The sequence below is a fragment of the Nitrosospira sp. NRS527 genome, assembly GCF_018406445.1.
GTDB classification, from domain to species: domain Bacteria; phylum Pseudomonadota; class Gammaproteobacteria; order Burkholderiales; family Nitrosomonadaceae; genus Nitrosospira; species Nitrosospira briensis.
In genome coordinates, this window is record NZ_AP024515.1 from 1,587,360 (window position 1) to 1,602,158 (window position 14,799).

At 51.4% G+C, this 14,799-nt stretch carries 10 protein-coding genes, 2 tRNA genes and 2 pseudogenes; 3 read left to right on the forward strand and 11 right to left on the reverse strand.

All coding sequences use genetic code 11. The features are described 5' to 3' along the window. The first annotated feature begins 2 nt into the window (after positions 1-2). A complete protein-coding gene (locus KJS40_RS07110) occupies positions 3-866 on the forward strand; it encodes a DUF72 domain-containing protein (protein WP_244859746.1) in 864 nt (287 codons plus the stop codon). A 300-nt stretch (positions 867-1,166) separates the two neighbouring features. Here KJS40_RS07110 and KJS40_RS07115 read toward each other — a convergent pair whose 3' ends face one another. Beyond that, on the reverse strand, positions 1,167-1,613 hold the full coding sequence (locus KJS40_RS07115; protein ID WP_213539624.1) for a KGG domain-containing protein: 447 nt from the start codon (positions 1,611-1,613) through the stop codon (positions 1,167-1,169). Positions 1,614-3,156: 1,543 nt separating this feature from the next. Here KJS40_RS07115 and KJS40_RS07120 point away from each other — a divergent pair. Further along, positions 3,157-3,663: a hypothetical protein gene (locus tag KJS40_RS07120; RefSeq protein WP_213539625.1), complete on the forward strand. Its 507-nt coding sequence runs from the start codon at positions 3,157-3,159 to the stop codon at positions 3,661-3,663. Between the two features lie 196 nt (positions 3,664-3,859). Here the strand turns inward: KJS40_RS07120 and KJS40_RS07125 are convergent, their stop codons facing one another. After that, a complete protein-coding gene (locus KJS40_RS07125) occupies positions 3,860-4,135 on the reverse strand; it encodes a hypothetical protein (protein ID WP_213539626.1) in 276 nt (91 codons plus the stop codon). 1,274 nt (positions 4,136-5,409) lie between these two features. Continuing rightward, on the reverse strand, positions 5,410-6,213 hold the full coding sequence (locus tag KJS40_RS07130; protein WP_244859747.1) for a PEP-CTERM sorting domain-containing protein: 804 nt from the start codon (positions 6,211-6,213) through the stop codon (positions 5,410-5,412). 231 nt (positions 6,214-6,444) lie between these two features. On the opposite strand from KJS40_RS07130, the pseudogene KJS40_RS07135 reads away from it, so the two are divergent. Continuing rightward, positions 6,445-7,014: pseudogene (locus KJS40_RS07135) on the forward strand (AAA family ATPase); the annotation flags it as partial. Here the strand turns inward: KJS40_RS07135 and KJS40_RS07140 are convergent. From KJS40_RS07140 to uvrC, 8 genes and pseudogenes are all read right to left on the reverse strand, one after another. Further along, positions 7,015-7,239: pseudogene (locus KJS40_RS07140) on the reverse strand (AAA family ATPase); the annotation flags it as partial. Further along, entirely contained in the window at positions 7,229-8,863 is a 1,635-nt protein-coding gene (locus KJS40_RS07145; RefSeq protein WP_213539755.1) for a DDE-type integrase/transposase/recombinase, read from the reverse strand. The gene KJS40_RS07145 and the pseudogene KJS40_RS07140, both read right to left, overlap by 11 nt. Before the next feature lie 4 nt (positions 8,864-8,867). Further along, positions 8,868-9,443: a recombinase family protein gene (locus KJS40_RS07150; protein ID WP_213539627.1), complete on the reverse strand. Its 576-nt coding sequence runs from the start codon at positions 9,441-9,443 to the stop codon at positions 8,868-8,870. A 465-nt stretch (positions 9,444-9,908) separates the two neighbouring features. Next, on the reverse strand, positions 9,909-11,045 hold the full coding sequence (locus KJS40_RS07155; RefSeq protein ID WP_213539628.1) for a PEP-CTERM sorting domain-containing protein: 1,137 nt from the start codon (positions 11,043-11,045) through the stop codon (positions 9,909-9,911). A gap of 776 nt (positions 11,046-11,821) precedes the next feature. Beyond that, positions 11,822-11,895, reverse strand: a tRNA-Cys gene (locus KJS40_RS07165). A 136-nt stretch (positions 11,896-12,031) separates the two neighbouring features. Beyond that, positions 12,032-12,106: transfer RNA gene (locus KJS40_RS07170), tRNA-Gly, on the reverse strand. A gap of 77 nt (positions 12,107-12,183) precedes the next feature. Beyond that, the gene (gene pgsA, locus KJS40_RS07175) at positions 12,184-12,756 is read right to left on the reverse strand and encodes a CDP-diacylglycerol--glycerol-3-phosphate 3-phosphatidyltransferase (RefSeq protein WP_107729159.1); all 573 of its coding nucleotides are present in this window, start codon (positions 12,754-12,756) and stop codon (positions 12,184-12,186) included. Positions 12,757-13,003: 247 nt separating this feature from the next. After that, on the reverse strand, positions 13,004-14,752 hold the full coding sequence (uvrC, locus tag KJS40_RS07180) for an excinuclease ABC subunit UvrC (RefSeq protein WP_244859773.1): 1,749 nt from the start codon (positions 14,750-14,752) through the stop codon (positions 13,004-13,006). Positions 14,753-14,799: the final 47 nt, after the last annotated feature.

The following is a 14,799-nucleotide window of genomic DNA, read 5'->3' on the forward strand; positions in this document are numbered from 1 at the left end:
CCGTGAGCGGGACATTTGTCGGGATTTCCGGTTGGCGCTACCCGCCATGGCGAGGAGTTTTCTATCCTTCTGGCCTTCCGCAGGATCGAGAGCTCGAATATGCTTCCAGAGCACTGCCAACCATAGAGATAAACGGAACGTTTTACTCGTTACAGAAACCGGAGAGCTTCCAGCATTGGTATGAAGCTACCCCTCCGGGCTTCATTTTCAGCGTCAAGGGGCCACGCTACATTACTCATGTGCGACGCCTCCGCGATGTTCACGGCCCGCTCGCCAACTTCTTTGCTTCCGGATTATTCAACCTTCGAGAAAAACTCGGGCCTATCCTCTGGCAGTTCCCGCCAAGCTTTCGCTATGATCCCGAAAAAATGAAACTTTTTTTTGAGCTTTTGCCGCACGATACCCAACACGCGCTGAGCCTTGCTCGCCGTCGTGAGCACCGCATGACAGGTCGCGCACGGCTGGCGGTCGATGCCATCCGTACCGTTCGGCACGCTATCGAGATTCGCCACGAAAGTTTCATCGACGAATCCTTTATCCAAATGCTGCGAGAACACAACATTGCGTTCGTCGTTGCCGACACTGCCGGAAAATGGCCCTACCGGGAAGACGTTACCGCGGATTTTCTCTATCTCCGCTTGCATGGCGACAAGGAACTGTATGCGAGTGGGTACACGGATGAGGCGCTGGTGCGCTGGGCAGCGAGGATTCGCGCCTGGCGCACCGGGTCCCAGCCGGACGATGCGCACCTCATCTCGGCTCAATCTCCGTTACAACTTCATACGCGTGATGTCTATTGCTACTTTGACAATGATATCAAGGTAAAGGCGCCGTTTGATGCCAAGGCCCTGATGGCAAAACTATAAGGAATAAAAACACAGTTGACTCGCGGTCCATGATTTGATCGTACAAATTCAACCGATGGCATTCCAGACCGGAGTCAATCCGCTGGGTAACTGTGCGGGGTGCTCCAAAAATACAAGAAGAGCAGACGAAAATATTCTCCAAAATCAAAAAACGGATCTCAAGGAAATTGCTCTGAAAGGACCGGACGCGAAGAAAAATGCCGGAAAACGATAATGATGTGTAGCAGCCACAGTTGAGACTACTACACATCAATGAAAGTTGAAGCGCAAAGACAAACTGACCCTCATCACGCTGGGCCGCTATTTATTTTTATGGCTTTGGCTACCGGCTTTGGCATGTTGCTCTGATGTTCCACCCCGAGTTGAATGAGAGGAACTCTTATCATCCGAGCTGCCTTTTCCACGAGATTCTCCACCTTTCCGGCCCGCTTCGCGAGCTTCCTTCGAATCAAACTCGTGCGCAGTACCCTTATCATGAGCTGCCTTGCCACCTTTGCTACCGGCTTCACGAGCCTCCTCCGAATCAAACTCGTGTGCGGTACCCTTCTCATGAGCCGCTTTTCCACCCTTCCTGCCAGCTTCGCGAGCTTCTTCCGAATCAAACTCGTGTGCGGTACCCTTTTCATGAGCGGCTTTGCCGCCCTGGCTGGCTATTTCGCGTTGTCTAGCTTCATCCATGGAAGCAAAACCGCGCTTGCTTTCGCGACCGCTGCTCCGGTCGTCACTTTTTACTTTATCTGAAGCCATCATGAATCTCCTATTATCGATATCTCAAAAGTTTCCCTCCGACATGCAATCTCTCAAACCCAATGTCTTCGGGGTTCTTGTCTCTGTTAATGGAGTTAAACACAACAGAGAGTGACTGCATCCTAATAGGGAAAATCGCTTCACTCTGTTCGGAAGCATACATAACCTGAGCTGTGGAACCAGGGGGTACCGGATAAGATATGGTTAAATTCGGGAACGTTAAGCTGCCACGAGCTGTGGCAATCTGCCGATCAAGCAGTTGATCAGCCAATAACCGCTGCGTATACATGCCGAGCCGGTTTTTGCCACCCTCGCTGCCATCCTTGCTTGCGGCTTGGCCGCATTCATGAGGATGAGCCTGGAACCGTGGAGGACGTGAAATAAGGGGAGTATCAGGAGATTTTTTAGGTCTGCAGGGTCTGCCTCAAGGCTTGAGGGAGTCTGCCCTAAGGGTTGAGTCACTACCGGTTAAGCCACTACCGGTCACTACCAAGATATCCTAAAAAGAAGCCGGTGCGCCGGACAGCATAGGCGTCACATGAGCACCGGCTCGTTGAGTATTAGCCCTGAATTCTGTATGTTGTCTCAGACAATATTCCTTTTTCAGTAGCTCTACTCAAGTATCTAATGGGTTTTATTCTTTCCGTCCGCCGTCCTTAGTCATAAAGAACCAAACAGCAACGGCACCTATACCTACTATGAGAATTGCCATTTCCATGATAACCTCCTTTAAAAATTAAGATGATTCAAGAGTTGACAACTTGACGGCCGAGTACCACAGTGCACTTCTCTCGGTTTTCGTCAGCAAGCACCTTCAGAAACATCCTGCAGTTAAAGAACCCTATCCGCGAATGAAACTCGTCGTACCATCCGCCAACCTTCGACCTAAGTGCAAATAAAAAGTTCTAGCTTCAAGCATCAAGAACTGTCTCTGAAGCCATAATAATCCTACTCTCTTTGTGGATACAAGATATGTGCGGTTTCGCACGTTAGGAGGCCGTCGGTATTTTTTTATTCAGGATGCAGGCTGTGCCTCGGTCATATCCACTGTATGGAATATAAGCTTGGCACTGGTTGCAACGTCGGCAGTAAGCACGGCTTGGATGCCGGCGACTTAAGGTCTGTCTGTTCGCCACGGTATATGCCTGCGCCCTTTTCTAAACAGGTGGCATATCGACCTGTGTCCAGCTAGCGGATACAATTTCTATTATCAGTTTTTGAAACATCGGATAGAAATATCGCTTATGCGATTATTTGCAATCGCCCATGCAATATCTTTTTGTATCACAATTGCGATAATGAAAAGACTTAAAGCAGCTCGGCTGACGCACAAGCCCAAGAGGCTGACGCTGAAGGATGTTGCTGCTCGCGCAAAAATCTCTTACAGGAACAGTTTTAATCCATGATCCGCACGGGTGATCTCAACGGGCAACGATGCCAGTTGGTGATCAAGAGCATGGAAACGATGGTAGGAGTGCTGGATGGTATCATTCAAGGCTCATTCAAGGCTGAATGATGAGACCAGTCATTAGAAAGGTAGAGTATGAGCAACGAAGATGATAAGCGGCAACGCGATGACGTTAAGTTCGATAATAATAAAATTTCAGACCTTTGGTCCAGCGAACTTAAGCGATCTCATTTCATTCTTGAGGGTGTTATGGCTTTGCTGTCTCCCGGCGCCCGACAGGAACTTTCAGCGATACTGGAAATTCTAGCTGTAGATGGTGATTCCCAAGAATTGCATTCCGTTCGGCAGCAAGCACTACAGCTTGTAACCGAGGTTTGCAGGCAAGATGTCCCTGACGAAACTACGCAATATGGATCTGAGCGAAGAACAGGCGACAGACGGCAGCGTGATAGGAGACAGCATTCCCGCAATCATGGCAGTCCATGGTCAACCGAAGATATTAGAATCCTGCAAACGTTCGCTGAGCAAAATGTTCCGGTGAGGCGAATCGCGCTAAAACTAGGTAGAACTTCAACCGCAGTCGAAAGTAAGGCCAAAGAGATTGGTGTCCCGCTAAGACTCATAAAAATACTGAGGTCTTGACCTGCACCTACCGCTTCAACAGTAATATTTCGATTCAATTTCCCATCACTTTCTTAGCTTGAACGGTAGCGTTGGACAAGTCTCTACCGCCTTGTTTAGCGGCAGCACGACGCTTGATGAGGATTCTACGAGGGAACGGGCGCTGGTAAGTTCTTGTGATGTCCCGGGTGTGTGGCGTCAGCGATAGAGATACCTTCTACACTTCTGGCGGTTCGAGACTCAGACCCGACATTACCATGATTTCCATTGGCGCGAAATGGCTCAGGTTGGACGCTCTTGCTATCACGTCCTGTTCCTGCAAAAGCTGGTACTGAAACACTTCCTCGTACATATCCTGGATCAGAAGATTCACGACCCTTTTTGGCCACCCCATCATCCACCGGTTTGCGATCTCGATCCCGATTTCCCCCGATTGCAATATCATTTCCTGGACTTGATCCGGATATATGTCCGGGTTGTACAGTAACTGCATTTTTGTTCTCCTGATTCGTTTCAGGTGTTTTAACATACTGCGTCGGTTCTTGCTTAATCAGATACTCTCCACGCTCCACCATCGCTTCTTCCACCGGACTGGCCTCGACGGATCCATTCTCGCCTGCCACAGCAATCGCAGCCTGTTCAACTTTTGGTCTTCCATCGGTAATCATATACGAGGCGGTTCAGTTCCAATACCGAGCAATTTCAGGCACTCTCCCGATATGGTTCCCCGTCAGCATCAGCCACCGGATGATTTTGAGATATTACCGGCGCGCCCTGGCTGAGATAGGAAGGGATGATCTGAAGGTTCCGTGATTTATGCCATGTTTACGGATCGTGGCTTGTCCAAAACGGCGTAGATCTGTATCCGGGCGGAAAGTTACCCATCCGCTTCATTTCTTTTGCAAACTTCTTTTCTGATAAACACAGTCCGATATAGAGCGGATTGTGAATTAGTTCTCTATCGCTGTTAGCGCCGATGTAATACTGACCCACTGAGCCGGAGTAAAACTGACCCGCTTGCGTGAACATGGTGATTTTTGGCTGCCAATTATGTTGACTCAGGAGGAAGCAGTGGAAATCAAGGTATTACGCCGCAAATAACGGGGCGGCGGCATGAACACGGGTTTTCCACGGCACCGGCCGCCTCTGGTGATAGAGGAACCGCCGGCGACCGGTGCCGTGGAAAACCCTGCGGCATAGCAGCACAACGGCAGCAAACTTCAAGGAGAACCACCGATTGCATAGGCAATCATGACGTGATGGCGAGACAGGTCAGACCGTGGCCGGCAAAGCCCGTAGAAGTTAGGGCACTTTCAAGTGCGCTCTGCTGATTGAGGCGCCGGCCAGCGAATTCCATCAGGGACAGAGGCTGCGACCTCGATCGAAGTCCGGATCTATGGCTGCAATCTCCACCTTCCTCACCGTCACCCTTTCGGGCACAAGATGAGATCTCCCCAGGTAAGAACGCGCTCCTTTCCCGCACAACCGCCGGATCTACGCCACCTGCCTTGATCACGAGAGCTTTGCGGTTATTGGCCCGCTCGCCCTGCGAGGCCACGCCTTCTATCCGGTTCTTGTTCATCGGCTCGCAGTTTCGCTTAACGCTTTTTCCCCACACTCAATCACCCTCATGCAGTTGCGCTTCGCTACGTTTGCTGTGATCAACTTACGGTGGGACTTGCACCCACAAGAGTGCGCCCATGCTGGGCGCACCAAAAAAACCCACCAAGAAGGTGGGTTAGTTTCTTATCACGTAAGATTTAAATATCAGCTAACTGAACCTTGTTGATCTATGAATTGGCTCTTCTGACGTCCCAGGAAGCCAATTAATCCAAGTCCAGCTAGAAGCATGGCATAGGTTTCTGGCTCTGGAACGGCCGCGACAGTGAAGCTAAGGTTATCAAACGTCGCAACGGCATTAGTCTCGGGAAAACCGAACAAGTTTTTACCATAAATACCTGTTGAAATTCCCAATTCCAAGATGCCGTTAGTAAAACTGGGATGCTGCGTTTTATCTACTACGACAGTGCTAAAGTCAGTAAGAAGCCCGAAATCCGTTGCCTTAAGCCCAATGGAATGTCCGCTATTAAAGCTATCGCCTAGAACAACAGGCGGGCCGGCAACGCCGAGTGTATTTGAGTAAAGATGTCCGCCTTGGTTTATCAATACTTGTAAACCACCCTTGCTACCGCCAACAGGATTGAAAGGAACAGAAGTTCCATTTTGGAATATTTCGCCGCGGAAATCAGCTGATGCGTCTATCGAGTTTATCGCTCCCTGAACGCTGGGATCATAGCGAAAAGTAGTGTTTATTATGTATTGCGTTGCATGAATCACACTTTCAAATGTTCTCGGGACATGCATGTCAATTTGGAGAGCCGTACCCGGATTTCCTGATGAAGTTTGACTTACCTTAACGTCTGTTCCATCTGTTTGATATTTTGAAATTGAATAATCAGAAAGATTGAAAGTGCTATCTAAAAAAGTCACATTTGCTGAAGCGAAATTTGAAACCATGCAGCCCATCAACGACGTAAACAAAATTGCGGATAGCTTAATATTGGTTTTCATTACTGCTCCGAATAGAAGGTTTGCGTATGACCTGCGCTCAAAATCCTCATTGGTTTGGCGCGCAACAATAATAGAGCAGTTTTTTATTTCTTGCTTCTCATTTAACAGAAGGCTTGCTGGGAAAAGGCATAACAAAACCCACCGGGTTAAGGGTGGGTTTTGTTTCGGAGTGAGTGTTCCGCACTCGATAGATGTAGTGACCTGCATTCGAAACCGCCCCAACCAGCATTCAGTGCGAATTTGAGCCAGAAATAACCGCGACCAGCGACCCTGATTACGGCGCTCTTCTATGACTTGGCGCAGGACAAGCTGGTACAGATTCCCAAGCAAGGCGAGCGACGTGAGCGCGAATTGCAGGAGCTGGTGAAGAAGGGAAAACGCCCGGTGGCACTGTTCGTTGATGAAGCGCATGACCTGAATGGTCACACGCTCATTGGCCTCAAGCGTCTGATGGAAGTCGTGGAAGATGGGGGTGGCCGTCTGTCGGTGATCCTGGCCGGCCATCCAAAACCACGCAATGACCTGCGGCGGCCGACGATGGAGGAAATTGGCTACCGTACCGATATCTTCACACTGGACAGCATTGCCGGGAGCCAGCGCGAATACATTCACTGGCTGCTCGGCGCGAGCTTTGTTACCAAAACCAAGCCAGAGTCAATCCTGACGACCGAAGCGATCGACATGCTGGCCACCAGGCTGCGCACCCCTCTGCAAGTCCAGCTGCACCTGACATTAGCACTGGAAGCCGGCTTCCAGACGGGTGAAAAACCAGTTACGGCGGAACTGGTGGAAACCGTGCTACGCTTTGGCGACGGCCACGCGATTTTCATCCTTCAGAATCTGCTGCAGCCGCCGCAAGGTCACCGTCTTGCCGCTGCCCACGACGCCACAGACCGCTATCAGCCGCCCTTCAAGGATCGCGCCCTTGATATCCTTGATGAGCTGCTTATGATGATCGGTTTCATAGTAGCCCGCTTGGCTGAGCGGTTGTGTCAGTCCGTAATACTGCATTACTTCAACTCGCATGATCCTCTCCTGATTTTTTGTTGCGGAAATAATCTCGGATGCGTGCCAGCACAATGCGGCGTGTCAACGTCTCGCTCAATACCTGGTCGATGAAGGCGCGATCCGCCGACGCGAGCTTAGCCAGTGGTTGCGCCAAGTCGTCGGCAATCGCAAGCTTGGCGGCGATAATGCTGGCGAAATGGTATTCGTGCGCTTCTGCATCAAATGGCTGTTTCGGCAATTCGCCAGGCAGATTCAGGGGAGCGAGCCGTATCTCTTCCCCCGCTAGCGCAGCAATCGGCAGCTTGAGCTGGTCAGCAAGTGAGCGGATGCGGTCTGCGCGCTCGCCGGCAGCGCCACGCTTGAATGCTCTGTATCTGTTTAACGGAATCGGGCCGGACACCGGATAGTAAGGACCGGTCCGCGTACCCTCATATTCGACGTACAATTCACTGTCAAACAAGCCCCACAACAACAGCACCGTTTTGCCGGCCAGGTCAGGCTCTATCTCGTAGGCGGTACCCTCCACCGAAACACGCGCATCGATGCCGACTTTACGCCGCTCGGGTTCACGGGCGAAACGGCAGAACTGCTCCCAGGCGCACATCTCGCGGATGCCATCCGGCGGGAAGTTGGCAAGCCAGTCCTCAATGCGGGAGTGTGGTTCAGAACGATGGTCCTGGCGGTTGTAACGGAGCAGGTAGCGCATCAGCCACTCGTTGGCCTGTTGTTCTGTTTCCGGTTTGTGGAAGTGGTACAGCGTTTCATGCGCTTCTTTCACCGTGCGAAACGGTCGTTCGACCTTTCCTTTCGAACGTGCGGTTACGCGTTCGCCATCCTTGCCGGCAGGGACATGCGTTTGCCATTCAATTCCGAGCGCCAGCATCACATTTTGGAATACACGACTTTTGGCGACCGGTCCGTTATCGAGGTAGATCAGTATTGGCCTTCCCTGAAACGGGGATTCCGCCTCACTCTTCGGCGCCATTGCGTTGAACAGGAAATGTAGCGCGGATTCCGCATCCTCGCCATAGACGCAGTGGTATTCCTGGTAAGCCACGCCGCTACGGTCATCCACTACGCTGAATAACATCAGCGTCGGTTCGCCTTTTTCAGGATCGATCCAGTCAGGTTTCTCGATGCGCTTGAGATCGGACGGCGACATGTCGAACTGCCAGCAGTCGTTACTACGCTCAGCCTGGAACCGTACAGCGGGCGGCTGCCGGCACAGGCGGGTCTGGTCAAGATGCCAGCGAGTGAGATATTCGTTGACCGTGCTGCGTGTCAGGATGCCTTGAGGCACCCGCACCATGCCTTGCTCTGTTTCGACGCCATACTCTTCCAGCAATTCGATTGCGCGCTTGGTAGACAGATGACGGCCTTGCTTGTTGGTGGTTCTCAGTTTGAGCGCCGCAACCACCTCGCAGTAGCGTTCCAGCTCCGATTTCGGCAGTACGCGCGGCTTGCCGTGATCGACACGGTGTGTCACGCGGGGCTTAAGGAAGTCTGTGAGTGCGCGATACACCGAGCTGGTCGAAAGGCCATATAGTTCGGCTACGGCCCGCACCTGTACCGCCCGCTCCGGACTTTTGCGCGGCAGACGGTCCAGCCGTTGCCGCAATTGCAGTAGCGCATCGGTGGGAATCTGCTTACGCCATCCCGATGACATCGCTGTCAGCCTTATCGAGATAGTTGTACAGCGTTGATTTGGAAATACCCATCATTCTGCAAATTTCTTCGATGGTGTGGCTGCGTTCGTGATGAAGCTTCAGCGCGAGCGCCCGTTTGGTGGGGTCGAGCCGCTTCGGTCGCCCACCCATACGGCCACGCGCACGCGCTGCGAGCAAGCCAGCCTGGGTGCGCTCGCGAATCAGGTTGCGCTCGAACTCGGCCAGTGCGCCGAACAGATGGAACACCAAGCGGCCCCCGCTGGAGGTGGTATCGATGTTTTCTTGCAGGCTGCGCAGTCCTACCTTGACGGTTTCGAGACGTTCCACTAATTGGATCAGGTTCTTGAGCGAGCGGCCCAGCCGGTCCAGCCGCCATATGACGACCGTATCGCCGGCACGCAACACGTTCATGAGTGCGGCCAGACCAATACGATCCGCCTTGGCGCCACTCACCGTGTCCTCAAAAATGCGTTCGCATCCGACCCCCTTCAGGGCGTCCCGTTGCAAGTCGAGGTTCTGGTCATCGGTCGATACCCGAGCGTAGCCGATCAGCATGGCAGCAAGTCCAATAAATCACGGAATTCAAGTATAGCTAGAATTTGAATATTGGAAAGAGATTATGGAGTGCCGGAATGCGGGTTGCAGCGCATTTGCGCGAGGTTGTGATAGATTCCAACAAACGGACGTTTGTTGGACTGGTGCCTGCCGCTCATTTTGATTTGCAGATAATTCTGGCGGATGGCCTGTATGACAGGTCAATGCGGCCAAATGCCGATCGGCTGTTTCAAATGCAGTTTGTCACACTTAAGTGTATTTGACGTTCCACCCCCAGTAATAGAAACTAAAAATAAGAACGCAGCGCAACCATCGACCTCGCTTGATTACCTTGCCTTCAACGGATGATTTGGATGAGAAACAAACAAAATAGGAAATCGAATTAGTAATAAACTCGACTCGTGATTACATCTGGCGGCAGAGTAAGTAGATCGAGCGGAGCAAATTCTAGTCGGTTCAAGTTTCTTATGAAATTTGCTTCTTGCGACGAACAATGCAACCGACCAAACCTAGGCCAGCCAGCATCAGGGCATAGGATTCGGGTTCGGGAATGGGGGAAAGCAGATAGGTGTGGCCATCGCTGGCCCGAGCGACGATCTGGCCCAGATCATTTATCGCACGTGCCTCGCTAAAGGTAAGATTGTTATTTGCCAGGTTCACAAAGCTATTGAGATCCATCATGCCTGCACCGTCCACGCCGGCAATGAAGGCACGCATTTGATACGAACCAGTCGGCTCGCTGGGTCTTATTATAGAAGTCCCCACCACCCAGCCCGAAGCATTTATACCATACGCCTGACTATCATCTGTCCCATACAGCGTACCGAGGTCTGTTATTCCTACACCGTTAGCGCCGGTAATAAAAACATGTGCATTATAATTACTACCAGACGTAGACGTAACGAAGAATCCTGCCACTTGTCCCGCATCGTTGATAGCTGTCGCGTAGCTGCTGGATTCATCTTTCTGAGCAAAGAGATCAATCATCCCCGCGCCGTTGGGATCGGCAAAGAACGCGTGCGGTCCAGTAGTTGTGCCATCATCATCAGACCTGTAAGAACGGCCTGCGACTTGCCCGGAAGCGTTGACGGCGGTGGCTACACTTAGGCTCCCTCCTACAGTGCCGAGGTCAGTCAAGCCCACGCCACTGGGGCCGGTAATGAAAGCATGGATATCTCCCGAGGTAGTATAAGAGCTTCCCACCACCTGCCCAATATTGTTGATATCGTAAGCTGAATTGCCACCAACGCCGCCGAAGGATGAAAGATACATCTTACCCACGCCATTGGGGCCCGTGAAGAAAGCAGTAGTCGGATAAGGCCAGGACCCTTGTATACCTGCTACTTGACCTGAGTCGTTTATGCCGCCGACGAAATCCACATCAAATAAGTTGGTCTGGCCGGTAATCCCGGTTATAACACCCATGGTAAGAGAAACAAACGGATTGGTGGCAGTGCCTGCCACTTGGCCATTGTTATTAATACCTGTGGGAAAGATTGTACCCAGATCCAGAGCTGTGTAATTTGCAGCCGATGCGGCCAGCGAGAATGTAAGGCCGGCACTCAAGGTCGCGACCAATATGAAAGAGCGAGTAGTGTTCACAGAAAAGCATTCCTATAAGCGGTTTCGTTCAAGAGGACAAAAGTTATTTATTACGTAAGTATTCTTGATCATGTCGGAAAAGAATATCAGCATTGGCTAAAGCTATAGATAAGCAAGCAATATCCATGCCCTAGCAGAAGCTCTATGCTTATCAATTTCTTACCCGCGCCCATACAATTTCGTTAGCTCAACCGTAATAAATTTCGACAATAAAATGACGTTCAGGCTGCGTAGCGAAGATGCAGTCTTTCAGGCAGGCGAACTCATTTTGTCGAATGCTGGGTTTACTCAAGTGGAAAAAATCGTAACTATCCGGTCCAGTAAACAGTCGGATTTGGGATCCCTTCGTTCTCAGTACAATAACTGAGTTGACGATTCCGTTAGTTCCTAGACCTCAGGTCAATCGCAGTTATTTCTGGTTTTCGCCGATCAAATGCAGGTCGGGGGGGATAAATGCAGGTTACTACAGATAGGCATACATCACCGGACCGTTTCAGTATACTTTCGCCGCGCTCTGGCTGAGATAGGTCGGGATGATTTGAGATTTCATGACTTGCGCCATGCGTACGGCAGTTGGTTGGTACAGAACGGCGTTGACCTATACCTGACTGGAAAATTATTGAGGCACAAATCGCTGGCATCGACAAAACGATATGCTCATTTTGCGGATAGCCAGAAGCAAGACGCGGTCAAAAAAGCGTTCGGGTGATTACTCTTTATTTACTCTAAGACAGAGCAAATAAAACCGCGGATACTACCAAGAACCGCATGAATACTGGAGGCGGGGGTCGGAATCGAACCGGCGTCCACGGCTTTGCAGGCCGCTGCATGACCACTCTGCCACCCCGCCATTGCTGCGTAACGCGAATTGGTTACGTTGCACCGTTGCAGTGCGATAGGGAAAACTAAAAAGGGAAAACGGATTCAGCAAGGGCGCGGAATATGCAAACGATGCCTCATGCAGATGAATCCATTTTCCCACTGACTGGAGCGGGAAACGAGGCTCGAACTCGCGACCCCAACCTTGGCAAGGTTGTGCTCTACCACTGAGCTATTCCCGCAAAAAAACAATCTGGCATTATAAGGATGCTGCTGTCTTTGTCAAGAAAAGGCGATGCAAGAGCAGGGTTGGGACATTTCAGCCATGCTTCAACGCCTGGGGTATCGCGACTTTAAGATAGTAGGCCATAGACCATAATGTCAGTACTGCCGCCAGATAGATCAGCCATGTTCCCACTTCCTGCGGGTTGAAGCTTTCACCTATCTTTTCATGATACAACAGCAGCGGAATAGCCGCCATTTGTGAGGCGGTTTTCAATTTTCCTAAAAAGGAAACCGCCAGATTTTTTCCTTTACCAATTTGCGCCATCCACTCGCGCAGTGCTGAAATGGTAATTTCGCGGCCGATAATGATAAAGGCGATAAGTGCGTCAAGCCTGCTCAGGTAGACCAGAACGATCAACGCTGCCGCCACCATCAACTTATCCGCCACCGGGTCAAGAAATGCGCCGAAAGCCGAAGTCTGGCGGAGTACTCTCGCCAGGTAACCATCCAGCCAATCGGTGATGGCGGCCACGGTAAAGATAATGGTGGAGATGAGGTTCTGCTCGGATGGGGACAACCATGTCGAGGGAAAGTAGAATATGCCCACGAATAGCGGAATCGCCAGGATGCGCATCCACGTCAGCACGTTGGGCAGGTTAAGAGGCATAAGGATCAGTATATGCCATTAAGGTGCTGCTTCGATGAACCCGGTTGCGAACCTTCGATTCAAATTGTATTGTTGCCCTGCCTCGTCGCGACACTACTTTTTGCTCAAATAAATATTCCCTCTCATATTAGTCTATGGGGGGTCAACATTTTTGGATACGCCTCAGCGGCAATATGCTGTCCCAAGTTCGGGACGTCTATATGGCTGGAACTGGAATAGGCTCTTTGCAATCAGTGCACCTCTGCAATCAGTGCAATTCCCTGTAAATTTTCTCTGCCAGCGCACGGCTGATGCCATCCGCTTGCTGCAATTCTTCAATGCTTGCGGTCTGCACGCCTTTCAGCCCGCCAAACCGCGCCAGCAAGCTTTGACGGCGCTTGGCGCCGACGCCATCAATTTTCTGTAAACTTGAGCTGGTGCGTGATTTACCAAGTTTGGCGCGGTGGCCGTAAATTGCAAAACGGTGAGCTTCATCCCGAATCTGCTGAATCAGATGCAACCCGGGATGGTCCCTTGCCAATTGTAGCGGCTTTTCCGCTCCCGGGAAAATCAATTGTTCCAGTCCGGGCTTGCGCGCCTCACCTTTAGCTACGCCCAAAAGATTCGCGTCATTCAGTCCAAGCTCCACCAGTACATCTCGCGCAACGCTGACCTGGCCTCTGCCGCCATCGATCAGAATCAGGTCAGGAAGACTTCCCTCGCCTTCGGCAACTTTATGATAGCGCCGGGAAAGGACATCGCGCATCGCGGCGTAATCATCTCCCGGCGTAATGCCGGTGATGTTATAGCGGCGATATTCGCTGTTGCGCATGGCGAAGTTGTCATAAACCACGCAGGATGCGATAGTCGCTTCGCCCAGCGTATGACTGATGTCAAAACACTCGATGCGGGCAAGACCGGACATATCCAGGGCCTGTTGCAAGGCTTGCAGACGCTCCTCCTGGCTGGCCTGCCGGCTCAGCATCTGCTCCAGCGCCAGCCGCGCGTTTTCCGCTGCCATATCCAGCCATATACGCCTTTCGCCGATCGGATTGCAGTTGATAACTACCTTATGGCCGGATTGCTCGGCGAGCGCAGCTTGAAGTATGTCCCGCTGAACTTTCTCGCCGACGATGATAAGATTCGGCACGCTCCGATTTAAATAATGCTGGGTCAAAAAAGCCTCCACCATTTCGGGCGGGTCGTACCCTTCCGCATTTTGGGGAAAAAAACTCTTGTCTCCGAGATGGCGCCCTCCCCTTACCATGGCAAGATTGACGCAGGCTCTTCCCCCACTGTTAGTCTCGGCAACGCAGGCAACCACATCGGCGTCCAGCGCCTTGCCGCTATCAACGAACTGCTTTTCCCGAATTTTTCGCAGTGACTGAATCTGGTCGCGGAACAATGCAGCCTGCTCATACTCCTGGGAATCCGCGGCTTCCCGCATTTTTCTGGCAATGCTTTCCAGAACCTCGGTCTGCTTGCCCTGCAAGAAAAGCTCAGCGTCTCTGGCATCCTCCTTATACGCTTGCGCTGTGATCAGATCGACGCAGGGCCCGCTGCAACGCTTGATCTGATAGAGAAGACAAGGGCGGGTACGGTTGCTGAATACGCTATCCTCGCAAGTGCGAATCCGAAATACTTTTTGCAGAAGCTGTATGCTCTCTCTCACCATTCCCGCATTTGGAAACGGGCCAAAATAATGATGGTTCTTATCCAGTGCGCCGCGGTGAAACCCAAGCCGGGGAAAACGATGACCGCTCAATATCACGTACGGATATGATTTATCATCTCTAAACAGAATGTTAAAGCGAGGAGTTAAATTTTTTATTAAGTTGTTTTCGAGCAACAGTGCTTCCGCTTCAGAGCGGGTCACCGTGGTTTCTATCCCCGTGATTTGGGAAACCATCAATTGCATGCGGGGCCCCAGGCCGCTTTTCTGAAAATACGATGAAACACGTTTTCTGAGATCGATGGCCTTGCCGACATAAATCACCTGGCCTGCCGCATTCATCATGCGATAGACTCCCGGCTGCGATGGCAGGCTCGAGTAAAATGCCTTGG

Bases quoted from the DNA above. Each gene is read 5' to 3' on its own strand.
- KJS40_RS07115 (WP_213539624.1), bottom strand. From the start codon at position 1,613: ATGGCTTCAGATAAAGTAAAAAGTGACGACCGGAGCAGCGGTCGCGAA.
- KJS40_RS07150 (WP_213539627.1), bottom strand. From the start codon at position 9,443: ATGCTGATCGGCTACGCTCGGGTATCGACCGATGACCAGAACCTCGAC.
- KJS40_RS07120 (WP_213539625.1), top strand. From the start codon at position 3,157: ATGAGCAACGAAGATGATAAGCGGCAACGCGATGACGTTAAGTTCGAT.
- KJS40_RS07125 (WP_213539626.1), bottom strand. From the start codon at position 4,135: ATGCAGTTACTGTACAACCCGGACATATATCCGGATCAAGTCCAGGAA.
- uvrC (WP_244859773.1), bottom strand. From the start codon at position 14,752: ATGATGAATGCGGCAGGCCAGGTGATTTATGTCGGCAAGGCCATCGAT.
- pgsA (WP_107729159.1), bottom strand. From the start codon at position 12,756: ATGCCTCTTAACCTGCCCAACGTGCTGACGTGGATGCGCATCCTGGCG.
- KJS40_RS07130 (WP_244859747.1), bottom strand. From the start codon at position 6,213: ATGAAAACCAATATTAAGCTATCCGCAATTTTGTTTACGTCGTTGATG.